Origin of the sequence: Caballeronia zhejiangensis, from assembly GCF_000698575.1 — a bacterium.
GTDB lineage: Bacteria > Pseudomonadota > Gammaproteobacteria > Burkholderiales > Burkholderiaceae > Caballeronia > Caballeronia zhejiangensis.
This window is the reverse complement of record NZ_JFHD01000029.1, coordinates 38,248-59,326: the sequence shown is the minus strand read 5'-3', so window position 1 is coordinate 59,326 and position 21,079 is coordinate 38,248. Positions and strand designations below refer to the sequence as shown.

General features: G+C 64.6%; 23 protein-coding genes. 18 read left to right on the top strand and 5 right to left on the bottom strand.

Annotated features, from left to right (window positions below; all coding sequences use genetic code 11):
* The first annotated feature begins 63 nt into the window (after nt 1-63).
* Genes BG60_RS27190 through BG60_RS27150 form a run of 9 tightly spaced genes read left to right on the top strand, consistent with a single transcriptional unit; the run spans nt 64 to nt 7,995 of the window.
* Nucleotides 64-2,148: a 3-hydroxyacyl-CoA dehydrogenase NAD-binding domain-containing protein gene (locus tag BG60_RS27190; protein ID WP_034473390.1), complete on the top strand. Its 2,085-nt coding sequence runs from the start codon at nt 64-66 to the stop codon at nt 2,146-2,148.
* Nucleotides 2,141-2,791, top strand: a complete 651-nt coding sequence (pncA, locus tag BG60_RS27185) for a bifunctional nicotinamidase/pyrazinamidase (RefSeq protein ID WP_008349704.1) — start codon at nt 2,141-2,143, stop codon at nt 2,789-2,791. Before BG60_RS27190 ends, pncA begins: the two co-directional genes overlap by 8 nt.
* Nucleotides 2,788-3,966: an acetyl-CoA C-acyltransferase gene (locus tag BG60_RS27180; protein ID WP_034473389.1), complete on the top strand. Its 1,179-nt coding sequence runs from the start codon at nt 2,788-2,790 to the stop codon at nt 3,964-3,966. Before pncA ends, BG60_RS27180 begins: the two co-directional genes overlap by 4 nt.
* Nucleotides 3,967-4,026: 60 nt before the next feature.
* A complete protein-coding gene (locus BG60_RS27175) occupies nt 4,027-4,329 on the top strand; it encodes a Dabb family protein (RefSeq protein WP_008349702.1) in 303 nt (100 codons plus the stop codon).
* Between the two features lie 5 nt (nt 4,330-4,334).
* Nucleotides 4,335-4,817 carry a PaaI family thioesterase gene (locus BG60_RS27170; protein WP_008349701.1) on the top strand — a complete coding sequence of 161 codons (483 nt, stop codon included), beginning with the start codon at nt 4,335-4,337 and terminating at the stop codon, nt 4,815-4,817.
* 27 nt (nt 4,818-4,844) lie between these two features.
* Complete coding sequence (locus BG60_RS27165; protein WP_034473387.1) at nt 4,845-5,849, top strand: NADP-dependent oxidoreductase; 1,005 nt, start codon at nt 4,845-4,847, stop codon at nt 5,847-5,849.
* Nucleotides 5,849-6,709 carry an SDR family oxidoreductase gene (locus BG60_RS27160; RefSeq protein ID WP_034473386.1) on the top strand — a complete coding sequence of 287 codons (861 nt, stop codon included), beginning with the start codon at nt 5,849-5,851 and terminating at the stop codon, nt 6,707-6,709. The genes BG60_RS27165 and BG60_RS27160 overlap by 1 nt, the downstream gene beginning before the upstream one ends.
* Before the next feature lie 49 nt (nt 6,710-6,758).
* Entirely contained in the window at nt 6,759-7,718 is a 960-nt protein-coding gene (locus BG60_RS27155) for an alpha/beta hydrolase (protein ID WP_008349697.1), read from the top strand.
* A gap of 40 nt (nt 7,719-7,758) precedes the next feature.
* On the top strand, nt 7,759-7,995 hold the full coding sequence (locus tag BG60_RS27150) for a hypothetical protein (protein ID WP_008349694.1): 237 nt from the start codon (nt 7,759-7,761) through the stop codon (nt 7,993-7,995).
* On the opposite strand, the gene BG60_RS27145 is transcribed toward BG60_RS27150, so the two are convergent.
* Both BG60_RS27145 and ygfZ read right to left on the bottom strand, forming a co-directional pair.
* Nucleotides 7,996-8,814, bottom strand: a complete 819-nt coding sequence (locus BG60_RS27145) for an NRDE family protein (protein WP_008349692.1) — start codon at nt 8,812-8,814, stop codon at nt 7,996-7,998. It lies immediately after the preceding gene.
* A gap of 12 nt (nt 8,815-8,826) precedes the next feature.
* Complete coding sequence (gene ygfZ, locus BG60_RS27140; RefSeq protein ID WP_008349691.1) at nt 8,827-9,813, bottom strand: CAF17-like 4Fe-4S cluster assembly/insertion protein YgfZ; 987 nt, start codon at nt 9,811-9,813, stop codon at nt 8,827-8,829.
* Between the two features lie 104 nt (nt 9,814-9,917).
* Between ygfZ and mltG the strand changes: the two genes are divergently transcribed.
* The 9 genes from mltG to BG60_RS27095 all read left to right on the top strand — a co-directional run bounded on the left by mltG (nt 9,918) and on the right by BG60_RS27095 (nt 18,927).
* The gene (gene mltG / locus BG60_RS27135) at nt 9,918-10,928 is read left to right on the top strand and encodes an endolytic transglycosylase MltG (protein ID WP_034473385.1); all 1,011 of its coding nucleotides are present in this window, start codon (nt 9,918-9,920) and stop codon (nt 10,926-10,928) included.
* Entirely contained in the window at nt 10,929-11,549 is a 621-nt protein-coding gene (tmk, locus tag BG60_RS27130; protein ID WP_008349687.1) for a dTMP kinase, read from the top strand.
* An 18-nt stretch (nt 11,550-11,567) separates the two neighbouring features.
* Complete coding sequence (locus BG60_RS27125; RefSeq protein ID WP_008349685.1) at nt 11,568-12,605, top strand: DNA polymerase III subunit delta'; 1,038 nt, start codon at nt 11,568-11,570, stop codon at nt 12,603-12,605.
* Between the two features lie 61 nt (nt 12,606-12,666).
* A complete protein-coding gene (locus tag BG60_RS27120) occupies nt 12,667-13,452 on the top strand; it encodes a TatD family hydrolase (protein WP_008349683.1) in 786 nt (261 codons plus the stop codon).
* Nucleotides 13,453-13,506: 54 nt separating this feature from the next.
* Nucleotides 13,507-14,253 carry an ankyrin repeat domain-containing protein gene (locus BG60_RS27115; protein ID WP_033535925.1) on the top strand — a complete coding sequence of 249 codons (747 nt, stop codon included), beginning with the start codon at nt 13,507-13,509 and terminating at the stop codon, nt 14,251-14,253.
* A 103-nt stretch (nt 14,254-14,356) separates the two neighbouring features.
* A complete protein-coding gene (locus BG60_RS27110; protein ID WP_008349679.1) occupies nt 14,357-14,713 on the top strand; it encodes a Rap1a/Tai family immunity protein in 357 nt (118 codons plus the stop codon).
* Nucleotides 14,714-14,901: 188 nt separating this feature from the next.
* Entirely contained in the window at nt 14,902-16,140 is a 1,239-nt protein-coding gene (locus tag BG60_RS27105) for a mechanosensitive ion channel family protein (RefSeq protein ID WP_008349676.1), read from the top strand.
* Between the two features lie 101 nt (nt 16,141-16,241).
* Nucleotides 16,242-17,627: an alpha,alpha-trehalose-phosphate synthase (UDP-forming) gene (otsA, locus tag BG60_RS27100; protein WP_008349674.1), complete on the top strand. Its 1,386-nt coding sequence runs from the start codon at nt 16,242-16,244 to the stop codon at nt 17,625-17,627.
* Between the two features lie 229 nt (nt 17,628-17,856).
* Nucleotides 17,857-18,927, top strand: coding sequence for a glycosyltransferase family 4 protein (locus BG60_RS27095; RefSeq protein ID WP_008349671.1), 1,071 nt, complete (start codon nt 17,857-17,859; stop codon nt 18,925-18,927).
* Between the two features lie 111 nt (nt 18,928-19,038).
* Here BG60_RS27095 and BG60_RS27090 read toward each other — a convergent pair whose 3' ends face one another.
* The 3 genes from BG60_RS27090 to BG60_RS27080 all read right to left on the bottom strand — a co-directional run bounded on the left by BG60_RS27090 (nt 19,039) and on the right by BG60_RS27080 (nt 21,021).
* Nucleotides 19,039-19,629, bottom strand: coding sequence for a BPSL1445 family SYLF domain-containing lipoprotein (locus tag BG60_RS27090; RefSeq protein WP_008349670.1), 591 nt, complete (start codon nt 19,627-19,629; stop codon nt 19,039-19,041).
* A 399-nt stretch (nt 19,630-20,028) separates the two neighbouring features.
* Entirely contained in the window at nt 20,029-20,499 is a 471-nt protein-coding gene (locus tag BG60_RS27085; RefSeq protein ID WP_008349668.1) for a hypothetical protein, read from the bottom strand.
* 225 nt (nt 20,500-20,724) lie between these two features.
* Nucleotides 20,725-21,021, bottom strand: coding sequence for a PsiF family protein (locus tag BG60_RS27080; RefSeq protein WP_008349666.1), 297 nt, complete (start codon nt 21,019-21,021; stop codon nt 20,725-20,727).
* Nucleotides 21,022-21,079: the final 58 nt, after the last annotated feature.

Below are 21,079 nucleotides of genomic sequence, written 5' to 3'. Positions count from 1 at the left end.
TTTGTGTATTCTGCCCCGATCGCCCACAATCGATTTCATATCCGGTCGACAGGAGACACGTTCATGGCAGTGGACTACACGATCCGCGACGGCGTCGCCGTCATTACGCTCGACAATCCGCCGGTCAACGGTCTCGGGCATTCGACGCGGCTCGGCATCGTCGAAGGTGTCGAGCGCGCGAACGACGATGCCGACGTGCGCGCCATCGTCATCATCGGCGCGGGCAAGGCGTTCTCGGGCGGCGCAGACATCACCGAATTCAACACGCCGAAAGCCACGCAGGAACCGACGCTCATGACCGTCATCGCGACGCTCGAAGCGAGCGCGAAGCCCGTCGTCGCGGCGATTCACGCGGTCGCGATGGGCGGCGGTCTGGAACTCGCGCTCGGCGCGCATTACCGCGTCGCCGTGCCCGGTGCTCAGATCGCGCTGCCGGAAGTGAAGCTCGGGCTTTTGCCGGGCGCGGGCGGCACGCAGCGTCTGCCGCGCGTGGTCGGGCTGGAAACGGCGCTGAACATGATCGTGTCGGGCGCGCCGGTGCCCTCAGAAAAGCTCGCGCAAACCGCGCTTTTCGATGAACTCGCCGACGGCGATCTGCTGGAAAGCGCGTTGTCGTTCGCGCGCCGGGCCGCCGATCGCGGCGGTCCGCATCCGAAAGTCCGCGATCGCCAGATCGAGCATCCGAACGCCGAGGGTTTCATCCAGTTCGCGCGCAACAGTGTCGCGGGAGTCGCGAAGCATTTCCCGGCGCCGCACAAGTGCATCGATGCAATCGAAAAAGGCGTGAAGGAAGGTTTCGAGCGCGGTCTCGCCTTCGAGCGCGAATGCTTTCTCGCGCTCGTGCAGACGCCCGAAAGCCGCGCGTTGCGGCATGCGTTCTTCGGCGAACGCGCGGCTGCCAAGATCGCCGATGTCCCGTCGAACACGCCCGTGAGGAAGATCGAGCGCATCGGCGTGATCGGCGCGGGCACGATGGGCGGCGGCATCGCGATGAACTTTCTCAACGCCGATCTGCCCGTCGTGCTGCTCGAAACGAAGCAGGACGCGCTCGATCGCGGCATCGCGACGATCCGGCGCAACTACGAGGCGCAGGTCAAGAAGGGCAAGCTCACGCAGGAAAAGGTCGAAGAGCGCATGGCGCTCATCGCGCCGACGCTTGCCTTTGGCGATCTGGCCCAGGCCGATCTGATCGTCGAAGCCGTGTTCGAAGACTTGAGCGTGAAGGAACAGGTCTTCCGTCAGCTCGACGAAATCGCAAAGTCTGGCGCGATCCTCGCATCGAATACATCGACGTTGAATCTCGACACCATCGCCTCGTTCACGAAGCGTCCCGGCGACGTGATCGGCATGCACTTCTTCAGCCCCGCGAACGTGATGAAGCTGCTCGAAGTCGTGCGCGGCGCGAAGACCGAAAAGGACGTGCTCGCAACGGTCATGCAGCTCGCGAAGAAAATCAGGAAGACGGCGGTGGTGTCGGGCGTATGCGACGGCTTCATCGGCAACCGGATGATCGAGCAGTACATCCGCCAAGCGCTCTTCATGCTGGAGGAAGGCGCGCTGCCGGCGCAGATCGATCGCGCGATCGAAAACTTCGGCTTCGCGATGGGGCCGTTTCGCATGAGCGATCTCGCGGGCAACGACATCGGCTGGGCGATCAGAAAGCGGCGTTATCGGGAGCAGCCGGAGCTGCATTATTCGCGCGTCGCGGATCGTCTGTGCGAGATGGGCCGCTTCGGCCAGAAGACCGGCGCGGGCTGGTACGACTATCAGCCGGGCAAGCGCGACGCGCTGCCGTCGAACGTGGTCGATGACATGATCGTCGCGTATTCGAAGGAACGCGGCGTCGAGCGGCGCAAGATCCGCGATGAAGAGATCGTCGAGCGTCTCGTGCTTTCGCTCGTGAACGAAGGCGCGAAGATTCTCGAGGAAGGCATCGCGGGCAAGGCTTCGGACATCGACATGGTTTATCTGACGGGCTACGGCTTTCCGCTCTGGCGCGGCGGCCCGATGCTGTATGCGGACACCATCGGCCTCTACAACGTGGAACGCGCGATGCGCAAATACGCGAAGCAGGCCAACGGCTACGCGTGGCAACCCGCCGCGCGCGTCACCGAACTCGCGCAATCGAATGGACGCTTCAATGGCTGATATCAAACCTGTCGAAGACGTGTTCCTCGCCGTGGACGTGCAGTACGACTTCATGCCGGGCGGGGCGCTTGCCGTCGCACACGGCGATGAAGTCGTGCCGGTCATCAATCGGCTTGCGCGCGCTTTCTCGCATGTCGTGCTGACGCAGGACTGGCATCCGCGCTCGCACGTGTCGTTCGCGGCGAATCACGAGGGCCGCGCGCCATTCGAGACGATGACCTTGCCTTACGGCGAACAGGTGTTGTGGCCGGTGCATTGCGTGCAGGACACGCGAGGCGCGGCGCTGCATCGCGATCTGCATGTGCCGCACGCGCGGCTCGTGATTCGCAAGGGGCATCACGAACACGTCGACAGCTATTCGGCGTTTCTCGAAGCGGACCGTTCGACACCGACCGGTCTCGAAGGCTATCTGCGCAACGTCGGCGCAAGACGCGTGTGGCTCGCCGGACTGGCGACGGACTATTGCGTCGCGTGGTCCGCGCTCGATGCGCGTGCGGCGGGCTTCGACGTCATCGTGATCGAGGACGCGTGCCGCGCGATCGATCTGAACGGCTCGCTCGACCGAGCATGGAACGACATGCGCGATGCGGGCGTGCAACGCGTGAGCTCGGACGAAATTCTCAAAGCGGGGGCAACGACATGACCGATGCAGTCATCGTATCGACGGCGCGCACCGCGCTCGCCAAATCGTGGCGCGGCGCGCTCAACATGACGCACGGCGCGACGCTCGGCGGCCATGTGACGAAGGCGGTCGTCGAACGCGCGGGCATCGATCCGGCGCGCGTCGAGGACGTCATCATGGGCTGCGCGAATCCGGAAGGCGCGACGGGCGCGAACATCGCGCGGCAGATCGCGTTGCGCGCGGGCTTGCCGGTTTCCGTCCCCGGCATGACGGTGAACCGCTTCTGCTCGTCGGGCTTGCAGACGATCGCGCTTGCCGCGCAGCGCGTGATGACGGGCGAGGGCGATGTGTTCGTCGCGGGCGGCGTCGAATCGATCTCGTGCGTGCAGAACGAGCTGAACCGTCACATGCTGACCGAAGGCTGGCTCAGGCAACACAAGCCCGAAATCTACTGGTCGATGTTGCAGACCGCCGAGAACGTCGCGAAGCGCTACGAGATAGCGAAAGAGCGGCAGGACGAATACGGCGTGCGCTCGCAGCAGCGCGCGGCGGCGGCGCGGGCGGCGGGCAAGTTCGACGATGAAATCGTGCCGATCACCGTGCTTGCCGGCATCGCCGATCAAGCGACGGGGCGCATGTTCACGCAAGAAGTGACGCTCGCCGCCGACGAAGGCATCCGCGCCGATACGACGCTCGAAGGCGTGTCGAAGATTCGCACCGCGCTGCCTGGCGGCGTCATCACGGCGGGCAACGCGAGCCAGTTCTCGGATGGCGCGTCGGCGTGCGTCGTGATGAGCGCGACGCTCGCCGAGAAGGAAGGTCTCGCGCCGCTCGGCATTTTTCGCGGCTTCGCGGTCGCGGGCTGCGAGCCGGACGAAATGGGCATCGGTCCGGTGTTCGCCGTGCCGAAGCTTTTGAAGCGCGCGGGCCTGTCCGTCGACGATATCGGCTTGTGGGAGCTGAACGAAGCGTTCGCCGTGCAAGTGCTCTATTGCCGCGACCGGCTCGGCATTCCCGACGAGCGCCTGAACGTGAACGGCGGCGCGATCGCGGTCGGGCATCCGTACGGCGTGTCGGGCGCGCGCCTGACGGGTCACGCGCTCATCGAAGGCAAGCGGCGTGGCGCCAAGTTCGTCGTGGTCACGATGTGCATCGGCGGCGGACAGGGCGCGGCGGGTCTTTTCGAAATCGTGTGAGCATTTGCGGCCCGGCGATTTTTGCTACGCTTCGAGATTCGTTCGATAACAGGAGTCGCCGTGCTACGTCACATCGTCATGTGGAAGCTGAAGGAAAACGCCGAGGGCGCGAGCCGCGCCGAAAACGCGCAGAAGCTGAAGGCGAAGCTCGAAACCTGCCGCAGCATCGTGAAAGGGCAAGGGCATTTCGAAGTCGGCACCGCGCAGCCGGGTTTCGATTGCACCTATGACGTCGTGCTCGTGTCCGACTTCGACGACAAGGCGGCGCTCGAAGCGTATCAGGTGCATCCGAAACATCAGGCGCTGAAGGACTTCGTCGCGGCGATCCGCGAAGTGCGTCAATGCGTCGACTACGAAGTGTGAGCGCGATGTCCTCTTCCGATCAACCTGCAAGCAACGGCGTCGCGCTCGAGAGCCCGTTCATCGATACGCTCGGCGTCGAGCTCGTCAAGGCGCAGGACGGCGAAAGCGAAGTGCGGCTGCCGCTTCGCGACGAACACCTGAACACCTGGGGCATCGCGCACGGCGGCGTCACGATGACGATGCTCGACGCATCGCTGGCGCTCGCCGCACGCAGCGTCGCGGGCGATGGCATCGGCGTCGTCACCGTCGAGATGAAGGTCAATTTCATGCAGCCGGGGCGCGGCGAATTGCGCGGTTACGGCCGCGTGTTGCATCGCTCGACGACGATGGCTTATTGCGAAGGCGAGATTCGCGACAGCGAAGGCCACTTCGTCGCGAAGGCGCTCGGCACGTTCAAGTACATGAAGCGGCTCGCGGTCGGGCGCGACATCGTCCGGCAGAAGATGCGGTCCGATCCGAAGGCGACGCCCGGTCCGAGCGACGCCTGAACACCATTCGAGCGAAGGAGGTTCAGCATGGCAGACGCACAGATCAACCGACAAATTCTGCTCGTGTCGCGTCCGCAAGGCGAGGCGTCGGTGTCGAATTTCAGGCTCGTCGAGACGCCGCTTGCGCCGCTGAAGGACGGCGAAGTGCGCGTGCGCAATCACTATCTGTCGCTCGATCCGTACATGCGCGGCCGCATGGACGACGCGAAGTCGTACGCCGCGCCGCAACCGCTCGATGAAGTGATGATCGGCGGCACCGTGGGCGTCGTGAGCGAATCGCGCAATCCGGCGTTCAAGGCGGGCGATAGCGTCGTCGGCATGTTCGGCTGGCAGGAATACGGCACATCCGATGGCACCGGCCTGAACAAGGTCGATGCCTCGCGCGTGCCGCTTTCCGCGTATCTCGGCGCGGTCGGCATGCCGGGCGTCACGGCGTGGTACGGACTGAACCGCATCATCGAGCCGAAGGCGGGCGAGACGGTCGTCGTGTCGGCGGCGAGCGGCGCTGTGGGCAGCGTCGTCGGGCAACTGGCGAAGGCGGCGGGCTGCCGCGTGGTCGGCATCGCGGGCGGCGCGGACAAGTGCCGCTATGTCGTCGAGACGCTCGGCTTCGATGCGTGCGTCGATTACAAGGCCGGCAAGCTGCACGAAGATCTGAAAGCCGCGACGCCCGATGGCATCGACGGCTACTTCGAGAACGTCGGCGGCGACGTGCTCAATGCCGTGCTCGCGCGCATGAACGCGTTCGGGCGCATCGCCGTATGCGGGATGATCTCCGGTTACGACGGCAAGCCGACGCAATTGGACGCGCCACGGCTGATCCTCACGCAGCGGTTGAAGCTGCAGGGCTTCATCGTCTCCGAACATCTCGATGTCTGGCCGCAGGCGCTGAACGAACTCGGCGAGCGTGTCGCGACGAAGAAGCTGCATTTTCGCGAGAGCATCGCCGAAGGGCTCGAGAATGCGCCTGAGGCATTTCTCGGCCTCCTGCGCGGCAAGAACTTCGGCAAGCAACTGGTGAAACTCGTGTGATGGATCGCTTCGAAGGCAAGGTCGCCGTCATCACGGGCGCGGGCAGCGGATTCGGGCGCGAGTTCGCGAAGAAGGGCGCGGCGCTCGGCATGAAGCTCGTGCTCGCCGATCTCGACACCGCCGGGCTCGCCGCGACCGTCGATGCGCTACGCGCGGCGGGCGGCGACGCGATCGGCATCACGACGGACGTATCCGACGCTGCTCAGGTGCACGCGCTCGCGCAGGCATCGCTCGACACTTACGGCGGCGTGCACATGCTCTTCAACAACGCGGGCGTCGGCGCGGGCGGCTTCGTGTGGGAGAACAGCGCGAACGACTGGCAATGGGTCTTCGGCGTGAACGTGATGGGCGTCGCGAACGGCCTGCGCGCGTTCGTGCCGATCATGCTCGAACAGAACGAGCCGGCGCATATCGTCAATACGGCGTCGGTGGCGGGCCTGCTCGCCGCGCCCGCGATGGGCGTCTACAACGCATCGAAGCACGCGGTCGTCGCGCTGACCGAGACGCTGCATCACGATTTGCGGCTGGCGGGCGCGTCGATGATCGGCGTGTCGCTGCTGTGTCCGGCGTTCGTGCCGACTGGCATCGCGGATGCCGAGCGCTCGCGCCCCGACGCGCTCGCCAACGACGCGCCGTACACCGCCTCGCAAAAGCTCGCGGCGCGGCAACTCACGCGGGCGGTAGAGGGCGGGAAGCTGTCGGCGCGCGACATCGCCGATTTGACGTTCGATGCGGTGCGCGAAGGGCGCTTCTATGTCATCACGCATCCGGCCATCATGCCGTCGGTGCAACTGCGGCTCGACGATATCGCGCAACTGCGCAACCCGACCGATCCGATGTCTCTGAAACGTCCGCGTTGATGTGCACGGTTCGTGGCATGATCGTGTCCCTTTGACGCTCTTTCCGCCGATGCCGCTCAATCCAAAGATCGCGCAAATTCTGGAGATGGTCGCGCGCGCGAATCGACCGCCGTATCACACGCTCACGCCGAAAGAGGCGCGCGCAGCCTACGCGATGAGCGCGCAGATTCTCGATATCGCGCCATTGCCGGTGCACGCCATCGAGGATCTGCGGATTCCCGTGCGCGATGGCGCAACGATCGGCGTGCGCGTCTATCATCCGATCGAGCCGAGCTGGGCGCAGCCTTCTCCGGGGCTTCTTTATTTTCACGGCGGCGGCTTCACCGTCGGCAGCGTGGCGACGCACGACGCGCTGTGCCGCAAGCTCGCGCACGATGCGCAATGCGCGGTCGTATCGGTCGATTACCGGCTTGCGCCGGAGCACAAGTTTCCCGTCGCCGTGACCGATGCCTTCGATGCGCTGCAATGGCTGGCGCGCGAGGCTCCGACGCTCGGCATCGATCCGGCGCGGCTCGCGGTTGGCGGGGACAGCGCGGGCGGCACGCTCGCGATCGTGTGCGCGGTGCTCGCGCGCGATGCGGGCATCGACCTGAAACTGCAATTGCTGATCTATCCGGGCACGAGCGCGTGGCAAAAGAGCGATTCCCATGCGCGCCTCGCGGACGGGTATCTGCTCTCAGGCGAAACGATTCAGTGGTTTTTCGCGCAGTATCTGCGTGATGATCGCGATCGCGACGATTGGCGTTTCGCACCGCTCGATGCGGCGCGCGGTACGCCGGATTTCGCGGGCGTCGCGCCGGCGTGGATCGCGGCGGCGGACTACGACCCGCTACACGACGAAGACACTGCGTTCGCGGCGAAACTCGAAGACGCGCGTGTGCCGGTCACGCTCAAGCGCTACGAAGGCATGATTCACGAATTCTTCAAGATGGGCGGTTTCGTGCCGGAAGTAGCGGCGGCGCATGCGGATGCGGTGAGGGCGTTGCGGGAGGCGTTCGGGACGCTGTAGAAGCTGGCTCACCCATGATTAGAATCCGAATTATCGGCCCATGACCAGGAAAACGCCTCGCTCCTTCATCTATCTCGGCGCGCTGTTCATCTTGCTTCTCGTCGCCACATTGAATGTGTACAACCTCAATGAAGCATACGGCGACGGTCCGCCGTACTACGCGCGCACGACGAACATGGACAAGTGGACCGATCCTCTTCCCGCGCTCGTTGCGGTCGATGCCATTGCCGTCGTGCTGATCGCTGCGATCCTGTATCTCACACGAAGGAAACGCTGATCAACCGATCTCAAACGAAAAAGCCCGCTCAAACGCCCCCGGCCTCACGACGCGATGCGAGCCGTCATCGTCGCTGCGTTCCTTGATTTCCAGCGCTAACCCGAGCGCCGCCGGATTCACGCGCAAGGCCGTCGTGCTGCGCGTGCCGTAATCGGCCGTTTCGATGAACGCCGCCGACAGCACGCGCTCCCGCTCGATCGAAATCCCCGTCGATGGCAGATGTTCGTCGTTCGCGATGCGCGGGTCGCGCAACGTCTCGATGAGCACATCGAGCGACGGGCGTTCATCTGCGTGAATCAGATCGCACAGCGCCTCCCGCTGCGCGACGAGCTTCGGCCACGGCGTATTCAACAGGCTGTTCGACAAACCGTGCACGCCTGCATCGAGCAAAGCGGGCGGCGCGTCGGCACGATTGCCATACCAGCCGAGTTGGCGCCGCAAGAAGTCGCCGCAAAGCAGATTGAACCCGTTATACCGATGCCCTTCGTGCGCCACGCCCTGCAGATAGTCGAGCGGCGCCATGCGCTCGCCCGCGAGAAAAGCGCTCACGAGCGTGCCGCGCGTCGGCGCATTCGGCTGCATGTTGCCCGGCGCGCGATAGTTGGTCAGCGCCGCGAAGCGCCCGTCGCGCGATACGCCGAGCCACGTCCCGCCGCCCGTCAGATCGCGGCCGGCGAGCACGTCTGGCGCGTCTTGCCACCAGTGCATCGGTTCGGCGTCGCGGCGAAAGAATTCATCGCGATTGGCGGAAAGCGTCAGCAATGCGCGGCCGTTTTCCTGCGACGCCGCGGGTTGCCAGTCGAAGACGATCAGACACATGCGCGCTCGACCTCAGGCGTCGGCTGGAAACGCGTAGGGCAGCGGCACGAAGGTGAGCGCGGGACCATCGGCGGAACCGACATGCACCGAGCCATTGTCAAGCGCCGCGAGCTTGATCTCGACGAGACAATCGACGCCGCCATGCTCCGCGGGCGCGACGTTGACGACGAGTCCGCACGGCTGGCCGGGATCGTCCGAATGAAAGAGCTCCGCGCCGGGCGTCGCGCTCTCGACGTGCGCGAGCGCCGTGCGCCGCTTGATCGTGCCCCGATACTGGCTGCGCGCGACGATCTCCTGCCCGGGATAGCAGCCCTTCTTGAAGTTCACCGCGCCGAGCACGTCGAAGTTGACCATTTGCGGGACGAACTGCTCGACCGTCGCGTGCGTGATGCGCGGCTCGCCCGCGTGGATGTCGAGCCAGTCCCACATCTGCTCGGGCACGCGCTTGAGTTTTTCATCGAGTTTCGCGAGTTGCGCCTCGACATCGGCTTTCGGGCCGACCCACAGGAAGCGCGGCCGATGCGCCGCGTCCGGCACGCGGATCAGCGAACCGTGCGGGCCTTCGACCTTGACATGCACGCCGTCGGGCAGCGCATCGAAAATTCCGGAGAGCGCCGCGCGCACGTCGCCCGCGAAGCCGACGGCGGCCACTTCGGGCGTCGCGTCGGTGAGTTTCGCCTTCGCGCGCAGTACGAACATCGACAGGCGTTTCTGCACGGCCGCCTGCACGTCGTGTGCGATCAGGAGACGCACGGCGTCGGCGGTGCGCCACATCAGGAACGAGCCGAGGAGCCGGCCCTTGGCCGAGCAGTAGCCCGCGAGACGCGCGGTCGACGCGTCGAGATGCTGGACGTCGTTCGTAAGCTGACTGTGCAGGAACGAGGCGGCGTCCTCGCCCTTGACGTCGATCACGCCGAACTGGGTGAGCGGCATGTATGCGCCGGCGGTCTTGACGGAATCGAAGTCTGAAGCGGCGAGAGCGATGGTCTGGGAATTCATGAGTCGGCGGGCTGTCAATCCTATCGTTTGGGCGCGGGCCCGGGAATGCGGCTCTGGCGCAGGCGGCAAGTTATTATATTGGTCTTATCTCAAGCGTGTTTCGCATGTCCTTTCTGAAGAAATGCGTCGTGGCAGCGGTGCTCGCCGCCGTGCTCGCGGCAGCCGTCGCGGGCGGCGTGTACTGGTGGGCCAACCGGCCCATGGAATTGCCGACGCCCGAACTCGACGTCACCATCAAGCCCCACAGCAGCCTGCGCAGCGTGAGCGCCCAGTTGAACCGCGGGGGCGTGCCCGTCGAACCCGAGCTTTTCGTGCTGATGACGCGCGTGCTCGGCCTGTCCGCGCAACCGAAATCGGGCAATTACGCATTCAAGACCGGCATCACGCCTTATGAGGTGCTGGAGAAGATCGCGCGCGGCGACGTCAACGAATATGTCGCGACCGTCATCGAAGGCTGGACGCTGCAGAAAATGCGCGGCGAGCTCGACAGCAATCCCGCGCTCAAGCACGACACCGTCGGCATGACCGACACCGACCTGCTGCGCGCGATTGGCGCGGCCGAAGTCGACAAGGCGTCCGCCGAGGGCCTGTTCTTCCCCGACACCTATCTGTTCGACAAAGGCACGAGCGATCTCGCCGTCTACAAACGCGCGTATCGGCTGATGCAGGCGCGCCTCACGGAAGCGTGGAACACGCGCGCACCGAATCTGCCTTACAAGACGCCTTATGAAGCGCTCGTGATGGCGTCCATCGTCGAGAAGGAGACGGGGCGCGCTGCGGACCGGCCGCTCGTCGCGGCGGTGTTCGCGAACCGGCTGCGCATCGGCATGCCGCTACAGACGGACCCGAGCGTGATCTACGGCTTAGGCCCGGCCTACGGCGGCAAGCTGAAGAAAAAGGACCTGCAGACGGACACTCCGTACAATACCTACACGCGCATGGGCCTGCCGCCGACGCCGATCGCGCTGCCCGGCGTGGCCGCACTGAACGCCACGCTCAATCCCGCCTCGAGCAACGCGCTGTATTTCGTGTCGCGCGGCGACGGCAGCAGCATCTTTTCCGACAATCTCGGCGACCACAACAAGGCCGTCGACAAATACATCCGGGGTCAATGAATGGCGCGCGGCAAGTTCATCACGTTCGAAGGCATCGACGGCGCGGGCAAGACCACGCATCTGGACTGGTTCCGCGAACGGCTCGAAGCCAAAGTGGAACCGGGCGGGCATCGTGTCGTCATGACGCGCGAGCCGGGCGGCACGCCGCTCGGTGAAACCCTGCGCGGCATCCTGCTGAATCAGCCGATGGACCTCGAAACCGAAGCGCTGCTCATGTTCGCCGCGCGCCGCGAGCATCTGGCGCAGGTGATCGAACCGGCGCTGTCGCGCGGCGACTGGGTGCTGTCGGACCGTTTCACCGACGCCACGTTCGCGTATCAGGGCGGCGGCCGCGGTCTGCCGCGCGACAAGCTCGAAGCGCTCGAACGCTGGGTGCAGGGCGGTTTCCAGCCCGATCTGACCGTGCTTTTCGACGTGCCGACCGACACCGCGAGCGAGCGCCGCTCGGCCGCGCGCGCCCCCGACAAGTTCGAAAGCGAATCCGAGGCGTTTTTCGAGCGCACGCGCAGCGAGTATCTGCGCCGCGCGGATGAATCGCCGCAGCGCTTTTTCATCGTCGATTCGACGCGCTCCATCGACGAGATTCGCAAAAAGCTCGAAGAAGTTATCGCAAGCGTCTGAATTCAAAAGAATCTATCGATGATCTATCCCTGGCAAACCGACGACTGGCAGCGTCTGCAGCAACTGCGCGCGCACTGGCCGCACGCGCTCCTGCTGCACGGAGAAGCGGGCATCGGCAAGCTGCAGTTCGCCCAGCATCTCGCGCAGGGTTTGCTGTGTGAGACGCCCGCCGCGAATGGCGAGCCGTGCGGGACTTGTCCGGCGTGTCACTGGTTCTCGCAAGGCAATCATCCCGATTACCGCGCGGTGCTGCCCGAAGCGCTCGCGGGCCTTGCCGCAACCGGCGACGCAGCCGACGCTCCCGCCGACAAAGCCGATGGCGAAGAAGGCAAGAAGACCCGCACGCCGAGCAAGGAAATCAAGATCGAGCAGGTGCGCGGGCTGCTGGATTTCTGTGGCGTGGGCTCGCATCGGGGCGGCTTGCGCGTCGTCGTGCTGTATCCGGCCGAGGCGCTCAACGTCGCAGCGGCGAACGCGCTCTTGAAGACGCTCGAAGAACCGCCGTCGGGCGTCGTGTTCCTGCTGGTGTCGGCGCGCGTCGACCGGCTGTTGCCGACGATCATCAGCCGCTGCCGCCAATGGCCGATGAGTGTGCCGCCGGCGAACGAAGCGAGTGCGTGGCTCGCGTCGCAAGGCGTCGACGATCCGGCGGCGCTCCTCGCGCAGGCCGGCGGCGCGCCGCTCGCTGCGCTCGCGCTGGCGAACGACGAGAACCGCGCCTTGCGCGACTTCACGCTCGCGCAGCTTGCCGCCGGACCGAATTGCGATGCCTTCGCGTGCGGCGAAAACCTGCAGAAGCTGCCGGTGCCGCTCGTGCTCGGCTGGTTGCAGCGCTGGCTTTACGATCTGCTCGCGCAACGCACGGCTAGCCGTCCGCGCTATTTCCCCGCCGCGGCGAAGGCGCTCGCACGTTGCGCGCAAAGCGCCGATCCGGCCGCGCTCGCGCGCTACATGAAGACGGTCACGCGGCAGCGCGCGGTGGAAAATCATCCGCTGAACGCGCGCCTCGTGTTCGAGGAACTGTTCATGGGCTATCGCGGGATCTATACGGCCTGAGCGGCCAGAGCGGCCAGAGACCGTCGAGCCGCGCCGCAAGGAATGCACCAAGGAGCACCCGATGTTTGTCGATTCACACTGTCATATCAACTTCGAAGGGCTCGCGGACCGATTGCCCGACGTCCTCGACAAGATGCGCGCGCATTCCGTGACACATGCGCTGTGCGTGTCGGTGGATCTCGAGACGCTGCCTTCGGTGCTCGCGATCGCCGAGCAGCACGAAAACGTCTATGCGTCGGTCGGAGTGCATCCCGACCACGAGGATATGCGCGAACCGAGCGTCGCGGAACTCGTCGAGCTGGCGAAGCATCCGAAAGTTTGCGCGATCGGCGAAACCGGGCTCGACTACTATCGGCTGGAAGGGCGCAGCATCGCCGACATGGAATGGCAGCGCGAACGCTTTCGCACGCATATCCGCGCCGCGCACGCGACGGGCAAGCCGCTCATCATCCACACGCGGTCGTCGTCGGACGACACCTTGCGCATCATGCAGGAAGAGCGCGCGGACGTGCCGGGCGGCGTCATGCATTGCTTCACCGAACCGTGGGAGATCGCCGAACGGGCGCTCGCGCAGAATTTCCATATCTCGCTGTCGGGCATCGTCACGTTCAAGAAGGCAACCGATGTGCAGGACGTCGCGCGGCGCGTGCCGATCGAGCGCCTGCTCATCGAAACCGATTCGCCTTACCTCGCGCCGGTGCCGTATCGCGGCAAGCCGAATGAACCTGCGTACGTGAGTTATGTCGGACGTTTCATCGCGCAGTTGCGCGAGCAGCCGGAAGAGGCCGTCGCGCAGGCGACCACCGACAACTTCTTCCGGCTCTTCAAGATCGCGCGGCCAGTCTGAGGGCGGCCGGCCCGCGCGCAAAAAAACTGTTCCAAGGCAATTCGAAGGTCACTTATGAACACTTCCCCGATGGTTTCCACTCTGAACACGACGCGCGGTGCGCGCAAGGGCACGGCCGTGCGCGGACTCGTCGCCGGCGCGCTGCTGGCGGCCTGCGCGATCGCTCAGCCGGTCTGGGCCGCGTCCGTGGACTCGCTCATCAAGGCGGTCAAGTTCGACGACGTATCGGCGGTCAAGAAGCAGCTCGCGCAGGGCGCGGACCCGAACACCGTCGACAACACGGGCACGCCGATCCTCGTGATCGCCGCGCGCGAGAAGTCCGACAAGGTCGGCCAGTTGCTCGCCGACAACCCGAAGACCGACCTCGAAAAGCTCGATCCCGCCGGCGAAAACGCGATGATGCTTGCCGCGCTCAATGGCGACGCGACCTTCGTGAATCTGCTGATCGCCAAGGACGCCGAAGTGAACAAGAAAGGCTGGACGCCGCTGCACTACGCCGCGACCAACGGCCATGACGACATCGTGAAGATTCTGGTCGACCATTCGGCCTATATCGACGCGGGCTCGCCCAACGGCACGACGCCGCTCATGATGGCGGCGCGCGGCGGTCATCTTTCGACGGTCAAGCTGCTGCTCGACTCGGGCGCCGATCTGCGCGTGAAGAATCAGCTCGGCCTGACGGCGGTGGATTTCGCGCAGAAGTACAACGAGAAAGATGTCGCCGAAGGTCTGAAGGCGCGTCTGGACTCGATGCAACAAGGCGGCGGCGCTGCGCAAAGCGGCTCAAACGGTGCAAAATAACGGCGCGACATCAAGTCACGGGGCGAGCGCGGTCAGGCGCGGCCGCGCATCGCTCCGAACCCGTTGCTCCGACCAAGCCGCCGCTCAACATAAAAGGAAGACCATGCTGCGGGAATTCGTCCTCGCCTGTGCTCTCGCGACGCCCGTCTGTGCGTTCGCGTTTACCGGCAACGATCTGAACAAGCTCTGCACCAAAACGGATCCCAACTCACGGACCGCCTGCGCGGCCTATATCGAAGGCGCGGCGGACGGCATCTACAACACGATCGAGGCGATCGGCGGAACCTCCGGGCCGCAGGTCGGCCAGTACTTCTGCCTGCCGGCGGACGTGAAGCCGCAGCAGCTTACGGACGCGGTGCGCAAGTACATCGCCAACAATCCCGACAAGGCCGATTTCAACGCGACCACGATGGTTTCGCTCGGACTCGGCAAGGCGTTTCCCTGCAAGGCGGAACGCTGAGCATCTGGTGACGCCGGAGCACTGGCGTCACGCTTGCTGAACCAAGAGGCGACGGCCGCGCCCGGACGGCCATCGCCGCTGCTGTCTGCAACCTGGCGCAATATCGCGCAGCACCACGCATCCGTGCGATGCGACCGCCGTGTCCTCCTCGCCGCTTTCACTTTCTCGAGGCTGATCCCGCGACGCTCATGCTCTCACTCGACCATTTCCTGAATCTTGCGGAACGTCCGCTCGGCACCTGGCCCGGCGCGCTCGTCGTGGCCGTCATCGCGGTGGCGTTTGCGATTGCCGCGCATCGCATCGGCGCGCGCATTCTCGTGCGCATCGCGCGTCCTTATCCGCTGATGAGCGTCGTGCTGCGCTATATCGACACGCCCGCGCTCATCCTGCTCATCATCCTCGGGCTCGGTTTCATGATCTTCGAGGCGCCCGATACGCTGCCGTTCATCGGCGTGCTGCGCGATGTCGAGACCGTCGCGCTGATCGTCGCGCTCACGTTTCTCGCGGCGCGCTCGGCGGGCGCGGTGGGCGAGGCGATCGTGCAGGCGCATCCGCTCGACACCGACGACAATCTCAACGCCCGCCGCATCCACACGCAGGCGCGCGTGCTCGCGCGCTCGGTGATGGTGGTGATCGTAATCATCGGTTTCGGCGCGGCGCTGATGGCGTTTCCGAGCGTGCGGCAGATCGGCGCGAGCCTGCTGGCGTCGGCGGGCGTCGCCGGGCTCGTCGCCGGTATCGCCGCGCGGCCGGTGCTCGGCAATCTGATCGCGGGCTTGCAGCTCGCGCTGTCGCAGCCGATTCGCCTCGACGATGTCGTCGTGATTCAGGGCGAATGGGGACGCGTCGAGGAAATCACGGGCACGTACGTGTCGATCCGCATCTGGGATCAGCGGCGGCTTATCGTGCCGTTGCAGTGGTTCATCGAAAATCCGTTCACGAACTGGACGCGCAACAGTTCGCAGATCATCGGCACGGTGTTTCTGTATGTCGATTACCGGATGCCGCTCGCGCCGCTGCGCGAGGAGCTGGAGCGCATCCTCGAGCACGCGCCGGAATGGGATGGCCGTGTGCAGGTGCTGCAGGTCACCGACGCCACCGATCGCGCGATGCAACTGCGCGTGCTCGTCAGTTCGTTCGACTCGGCGCTGAATTGGGATTTGCGCTGCCGCGTCCGCGAAGGGCTCGTGAACTTCGTGCAGGCGACTTATCCGCACTATCTGCCGCGCGCGCGGGCGGATCTGTCGACCGACAAGGAAAGTCACGTCGATTTCGCGCCGCCGCTCGAAAGGGCGGGCACGGCACACGCGGCAAGCACGGCGAATACGGCCGCCGATCCGGTCGCGAGCCGCGGCGAGCCGACCGGGCCGGATCCGAAGGCGCACGCGGCGGCGTCCACCGCGCCGGCGCCGGCAGAAAAGACCTGACGGAAACCCGCGCGGCGTTTCCGGGTCGAAAATTTCGGGTTGATGCTGAGAAAGTCACGTTAAGTCACGTTAATCACGTTCGAAGAGGAAAAGGAAAGTCTATGAGCCGTCTCGTCGTCGTATCCAACCGGGTCGCCACGCCGACCGAAACCAAGGGCTCCGCGGGCGGGCTCGCCGTCGGTGTCTTCGGCGCGCTGAAGGACAGCGGCGGCGTCTGGTTCGGCTGGAGCGGCGACGTCGTGAGCGAAACCGTCGCGAATCAGGGACCGAAACTCGAACAGGACGGCGCGGTGACCTTTGCGACCGTCGGCCTGCCGAAAAAGGACTACGACCAGTACTACCGCGGTTTCTCGAACGCGATGCTGTGGCCGGTTTTCCACTATCGCAACGATCTCGCCGTCTACGACCGGGACGAGTACGCGGGCTACCGGCGCGTGAACGCGTGGCTCGCGCACAAGCTCATCAAGCTGCTCGAACCCGGCGACATCATCTGGGTCCACGACTATCACATGATCCCGTTCGCCGAGGCGCTGCGCTCGGCGGGCATCACGAATCGCATCGGCTTCTTCTTGCACATTCCGTTTCCGTCGCCGCAGATCCTGTTGAACATTCCGCCGCACGAGGAACTGGTGAAGTCGCTGTGCTGCTATGACGTCGTCGGGTTTCAGACGGAAAGCGATCGCGTCGCGTTTCACGACTACATCGTCCGGCACGCGCACGGCACCGCGACCCCCAACGGCCACGTCGAGGCGTTCGGACGCAAGCTGCGGACGAACGTTTATCGCATCGGCGTGTTTCCCGATGAAATCGCCGAGCAGGCCGAACGCGGCGAGGCGCGTCAGGACGTGATGGACCTGAAGCAGAGCCTCGAAGGCCGTAAGCTCATCATGAGCGTGGATCGGCTCGATTACTCGAAAGGACTGGTCGAGCGCTTCCGCGCGTTCGAGCATTTTCTGGAAAAGTCGCCCGAGTGGCGCGGCAATGTCACGCTCGTGCAGATCGCGCCGCCGACGCGCTCGGACGTCGAAACCTATCAGCAGATTCGCCAGAACCTGGAGTACGAAGCGGGGCGCATCAACGGACGTTACTCCGGGCTCGATTACACGCCGATCCGCTATCTCAATCAGCGATACGACCGCTGGAAGCTGATGTCGCTGTTTCGCGAATCGCAGATCGGGCTCGTCACGCCGCTGCGCGACGGCATGAATCTCGTCGCGAAGGAATACGTCGCGGCCCAGAATCCTGACGATCCCGGCGTGCTCGTGCTTTCCCAGTTCGCCGGCGCGGCCGATGAAATGACCGGCGCGGTGATGGTCAATCCGCATGATATCGTCGGCACGAGCGAGGCCATCGGCCGCGCGCTGGCGATGCCGCTCGCCGAGCGCAAGCAGCGCTACGAGACCAACATGGCGGCGCTGCGCAAGCACGATCTGGGCGTGTGGCGCGACAACTTCCTCGCCGATCTGCGCGGCGATGCCGAACGGTAACCGTCGCCGGAAACGAATGTTTCCGTGCTGTAACAGAGCGATGAAAGTGCAAGAGACGTCCGGAACGGGCGTATCCGCACTCGATAATGGGCTTCATCGCAGCGGATGGCGGAACGATTCGTAAGGGCAAACCTCGTTGTCCGGCCTTACGATCCGCTGTCATACTCGATGCGCGCCGCGGCTGGCAAGCGATCAGCCGCACGTCGATATCCGCATGGAGACGAGAACGATGAGAATTGCCCAGATTGCTCCGCTGACCGAATCGGTGCCGCCGAAGCTCTATGGCGGGACCGAGCGTGTGGTGTCGTACCTGACCGAGGCGCTCGTCGAGCTCGGTCACGAGGTGACGCTCTTCGCCACCGGCGATTCGCAGACCAGCGCCAACCTGGAACCCGTGTGGCCGCGCGCGTTGCGGCTCGACCCGGCGATCCGCGACCGCATCGCGCCGCACATGCTGCTGATGGAACTCGTGCGCCGCCGCGCCGAAGAGTTCGATGTCCTGCACTTTCACATGGACTATTACTCGTTCTCGCTGTTCAAGCGCCAGGACACGCCGTTCGTGACGACAATGCACGGCCGGCTCGATCTGCCCGAGCAGCAGCCCGTATTCGATACGTTCAACACCGCGCCCGTAATCTCCATTTCCGACGCGCAGCGGCATCCGCTGCCGCAGGCGAAATGGGTCAGCACCGTTTATCACGGCTTGCCGGAGAAGCTCTACGTGCCGCAGCCGGTGGAGCAGAAGTATCTGGCGTTCCTCGGACGCATTTCGCCGGAAAAGCGCGTCGATACGGCCATTCGCATCGCGGGCCGATGCGGCTTGCCGATCAAGATTGCCGCCAAGGTCGATTTCGCCGACCACGAGTATTTCGAGCGCGAGATTGCGCCGCTGCTGGAGCTGCCGTATGTCGAGTACGTCGGCGAGATCAACGACAGTCAGAAAGCCGAATTCCTGTCGGGCGCGCACGCGCTCGTGTTTCCGATCGACTGGCCCGAGCCGTTCGGCCTCGTGATGATCGAGGCGATGGCGTGCGGCACGCCGGTCATCGCGTTCAATCGCGGCTCGGTGCCGGAAGTGGTGGACGAGGGCGTGTCTGGCTTCATCGTCGAGGATGAAATCGGTGCGGTGGCCGCGGTGAATCGTCTGCATACGCTGTCGCGCGAGCGCGTGCGCAATCGCTTCGAGGAGCGCTTCACGTCGCATCGCATGGCTCGGCAATATCTCGAGGCGTATCAGTCGGTCGTGCGCGCGCAGAAGCGTGCGCGCTTCAAAGTGATCGATCGCGCGACGACGACCTGACGCGCGACCCGACACGAAGCGGGAAAAAACAAAAAACCGCCGTGTGGCGGGACCCGGAAGGTCGCACCACACGGCGGTTTTGCATTCGCCGCGAGGTAAAGCGCGACGCGCTCAGTACTTGATGCGCGACACCTTCGTGCCTTGCAGCGACACGTCGGCCATCAGGCCGGCGTTGGTCAGGACGATGGCCTCGACCGGTTTCGTGGCGGTGGTCGTGTCGATCACGCCGTTCGCGCCCATCTTCACCAACGCCACAGATGCGTCCGCGCCCGCCGACCAGCCGTCGGAGTTGCGGAATTTGTCGAGCGCATCCTGCGTCATGAACAGGAAGATCAGCGCCTTCGACTGCGCGCCTGCCTGCAGGCCGAACGAGCCGGACGTCGTGCTGTAGTACCCGACGCTGCTGCCACCCACACGCAGCGCACCCTTGCCGTATTGCGCGCCGACGATGAAGCCGGCCTGAAGCACCGACGGGAACACCAGCACGCCGCGCGCTTTCGCGACCAGCTCGCGCGAGCCGCCGACGGTGGCATAGAGACGCTGGATCGTGCTGTCGACATCTGCGTCGATGGCGCGGCGGTCATCGGCGGCGCCCGCGGCCGCTTCGCTGCCGGCGTTCCGGTTTGCCGTGCAGCCGGCAAGCGCGAGGCCACCCATTGCCAGCACGGCCGTCGACTTGAGCATGAAGTTTCGTCTTTGCATCATTGTTCTCCATCGTGGAATTTAGGAAACCCCATAAGAGCGGGAGGGTGAGGCACGCCAAGTTATAGCACAGCAAGGTGAAACCGCGAGCCTCGGCCCATGCGCCGAAAGCCTTGTCAGGCTTGGGTCTTCAGGCTCCGCAACATTCGGGCGAACAAGCCGGACCTAGCTTACTCCGAATCCGTCCCCATAAGCGTCAGGCGCGTCGTTAAATTACACAAATCTTTCGAAGCACACATCGTCTGATACAAGGTTAGACGAAGCTTTGACCAAACCGAAATGGAAACGGCGTTTTCGCCCGAAGTGCGGCCCAAGGCGAGCAGAATTTTCGTGACGCTGCCTTTAGGTCGTACGAGAAAACCGCTGAAGGAAGTAGCAACGACCGTACCCGAGGCTCGGTCACGGATGGGTCGTCGTTTTTACTTCGGCGGAGGGCGGCGCGGGCGTGTGTTGCGGACGGCGCAGCGCGCGCCGGATGCCGCCGATCAGCACGCCGAGCACGAGCAGGAACGCTGCGGGCACGATCCAGTAGCCGACGAACGCATGCCAGAGATAATCGGCGAGCGTCGCCTTGCGATGCGCGTATTCGTTGAGCGCTTCCTGATGCTTCACCTCGGTGGCGGCGATGGCATCTTCGGGACAACCGGCTGCGCGCGCTTCTTCGGACGTGCCGTGGCAGCGCGCCGCGGCGCCGGCCGCGCGTTGGGCATCGGTCAACTCCCAGCTGGCAAGCGACTTATGGAGATCGACGTTGTTGTACGCCATCTCCTCGCGCACTTCGTTCACCGCGACGATCAGCACCGGCACGAACCAGAACGTGATCGCCACGAGCCACCGCCTGAACCAGCGGTTCTTGTGTCTCCATGCCATCCGATGCCTCCATGCGAGGCTTTTCGCCTCGCTCGAAACGGCGGCGGCCGATGGCGTCTTTCTTGTATTTCGTAAGGGGCCGCCTTCGCGCCATCTTATGAGAAAAAGACGACGGTGCGAATCACTAGCTTGGGTGCAGTGCAATATCGGCCGGTAGGGAGCGTAAATACGCAAGGGGCGCCGCGCGCGAACGGCGCGGCGTGCAGAACGCGAACGCAGGCGAGATCAGCCCTTGTTGCTGAGGCAGCTTTTCATGAAACTCTTGCGGTCGTCGCCTTTCTTGTCGCCTGCTTGGCTGTTGCACGCCGTCATCTTCTGCTGCTGCGTCATCGGCGCGGATGCGGCAGCCGGCGCGGCGGACAGACAGCTCTTCATGAAGGCCTTGCGGTCGTCGCCTTTCTTGTCGCCCGCCTGCTTGTTGCAATCGGTCATCTTGCTTTGCTGACTGTTGGCGGCGAAGGCGACGTTCGCGCCGAGCGTCAGGCTCAGCACGGCGATGAGGGCGGTGGCTCGAATGGTCATGTGACGCTCCCTGATTTGAGTGACGGTTGTTGTTCGACGGCGCGTGTCTGTATCGGCA

Coding starts and splice junctions, on each gene's coding strand:
- ygfZ (WP_008349691.1), bottom strand. CDS start 9,813: ATGAATTCCCAGACCATCGCTCTCGCCGCTTCAGACTTCGATTCCGTC.
- BG60_RS27125 (WP_008349685.1), top strand. CDS start 11,568: ATGATCTATCCCTGGCAAACCGACGACTGGCAGCGTCTGCAGCAACTG.
- BG60_RS27190 (WP_034473390.1), top strand. CDS start 64: ATGGCAGTGGACTACACGATCCGCGACGGCGTCGCCGTCATTACGCTC.
- mltG (WP_034473385.1), top strand. CDS start 9,918: ATGTCCTTTCTGAAGAAATGCGTCGTGGCAGCGGTGCTCGCCGCCGTG.
- BG60_RS27080 (WP_008349666.1), bottom strand. CDS start 21,021: ATGACCATTCGAGCCACCGCCCTCATCGCCGTGCTGAGCCTGACGCTC.
- BG60_RS27145 (WP_008349692.1), bottom strand. CDS start 8,814: ATGTGTCTGATCGTCTTCGACTGGCAACCCGCGGCGTCGCAGGAAAAC.
- BG60_RS27150 (WP_008349694.1), top strand. CDS start 7,759: ATGACCAGGAAAACGCCTCGCTCCTTCATCTATCTCGGCGCGCTGTTC.
- BG60_RS27120 (WP_008349683.1), top strand. CDS start 12,667: ATGTTTGTCGATTCACACTGTCATATCAACTTCGAAGGGCTCGCGGAC.
- otsA (WP_008349674.1), top strand. CDS start 16,242: ATGAGCCGTCTCGTCGTCGTATCCAACCGGGTCGCCACGCCGACCGAA.
- BG60_RS27090 (WP_008349670.1), bottom strand. CDS start 19,629: ATGCAAAGACGAAACTTCATGCTCAAGTCGACGGCCGTGCTGGCAATG.
- pncA (WP_008349704.1), top strand. CDS start 2,141: ATGGCTGATATCAAACCTGTCGAAGACGTGTTCCTCGCCGTGGACGTG.
- BG60_RS27095 (WP_008349671.1), top strand. CDS start 17,857: ATGAGAATTGCCCAGATTGCTCCGCTGACCGAATCGGTGCCGCCGAAG.
- BG60_RS27110 (WP_008349679.1), top strand. CDS start 14,357: ATGCTGCGGGAATTCGTCCTCGCCTGTGCTCTCGCGACGCCCGTCTGT.
- BG60_RS27155 (WP_008349697.1), top strand. CDS start 6,759: ATGCCGCTCAATCCAAAGATCGCGCAAATTCTGGAGATGGTCGCGCGC.
- BG60_RS27170 (WP_008349701.1), top strand. CDS start 4,335: ATGTCCTCTTCCGATCAACCTGCAAGCAACGGCGTCGCGCTCGAGAGC.
- BG60_RS27085 (WP_008349668.1), bottom strand. CDS start 20,499: ATGGCATGGAGACACAAGAACCGCTGGTTCAGGCGGTGGCTCGTGGCG.
- BG60_RS27180 (WP_034473389.1), top strand. CDS start 2,788: ATGACCGATGCAGTCATCGTATCGACGGCGCGCACCGCGCTCGCCAAA.
- BG60_RS27105 (WP_008349676.1), top strand. CDS start 14,902: ATGCTCTCACTCGACCATTTCCTGAATCTTGCGGAACGTCCGCTCGGC.
- BG60_RS27115 (WP_033535925.1), top strand. CDS start 13,507: ATGAACACTTCCCCGATGGTTTCCACTCTGAACACGACGCGCGGTGCG.
- BG60_RS27160 (WP_034473386.1), top strand. CDS start 5,849: ATGGATCGCTTCGAAGGCAAGGTCGCCGTCATCACGGGCGCGGGCAGC.
- tmk (WP_008349687.1), top strand. CDS start 10,929: ATGGCGCGCGGCAAGTTCATCACGTTCGAAGGCATCGACGGCGCGGGC.
- BG60_RS27165 (WP_034473387.1), top strand. CDS start 4,845: ATGGCAGACGCACAGATCAACCGACAAATTCTGCTCGTGTCGCGTCCG.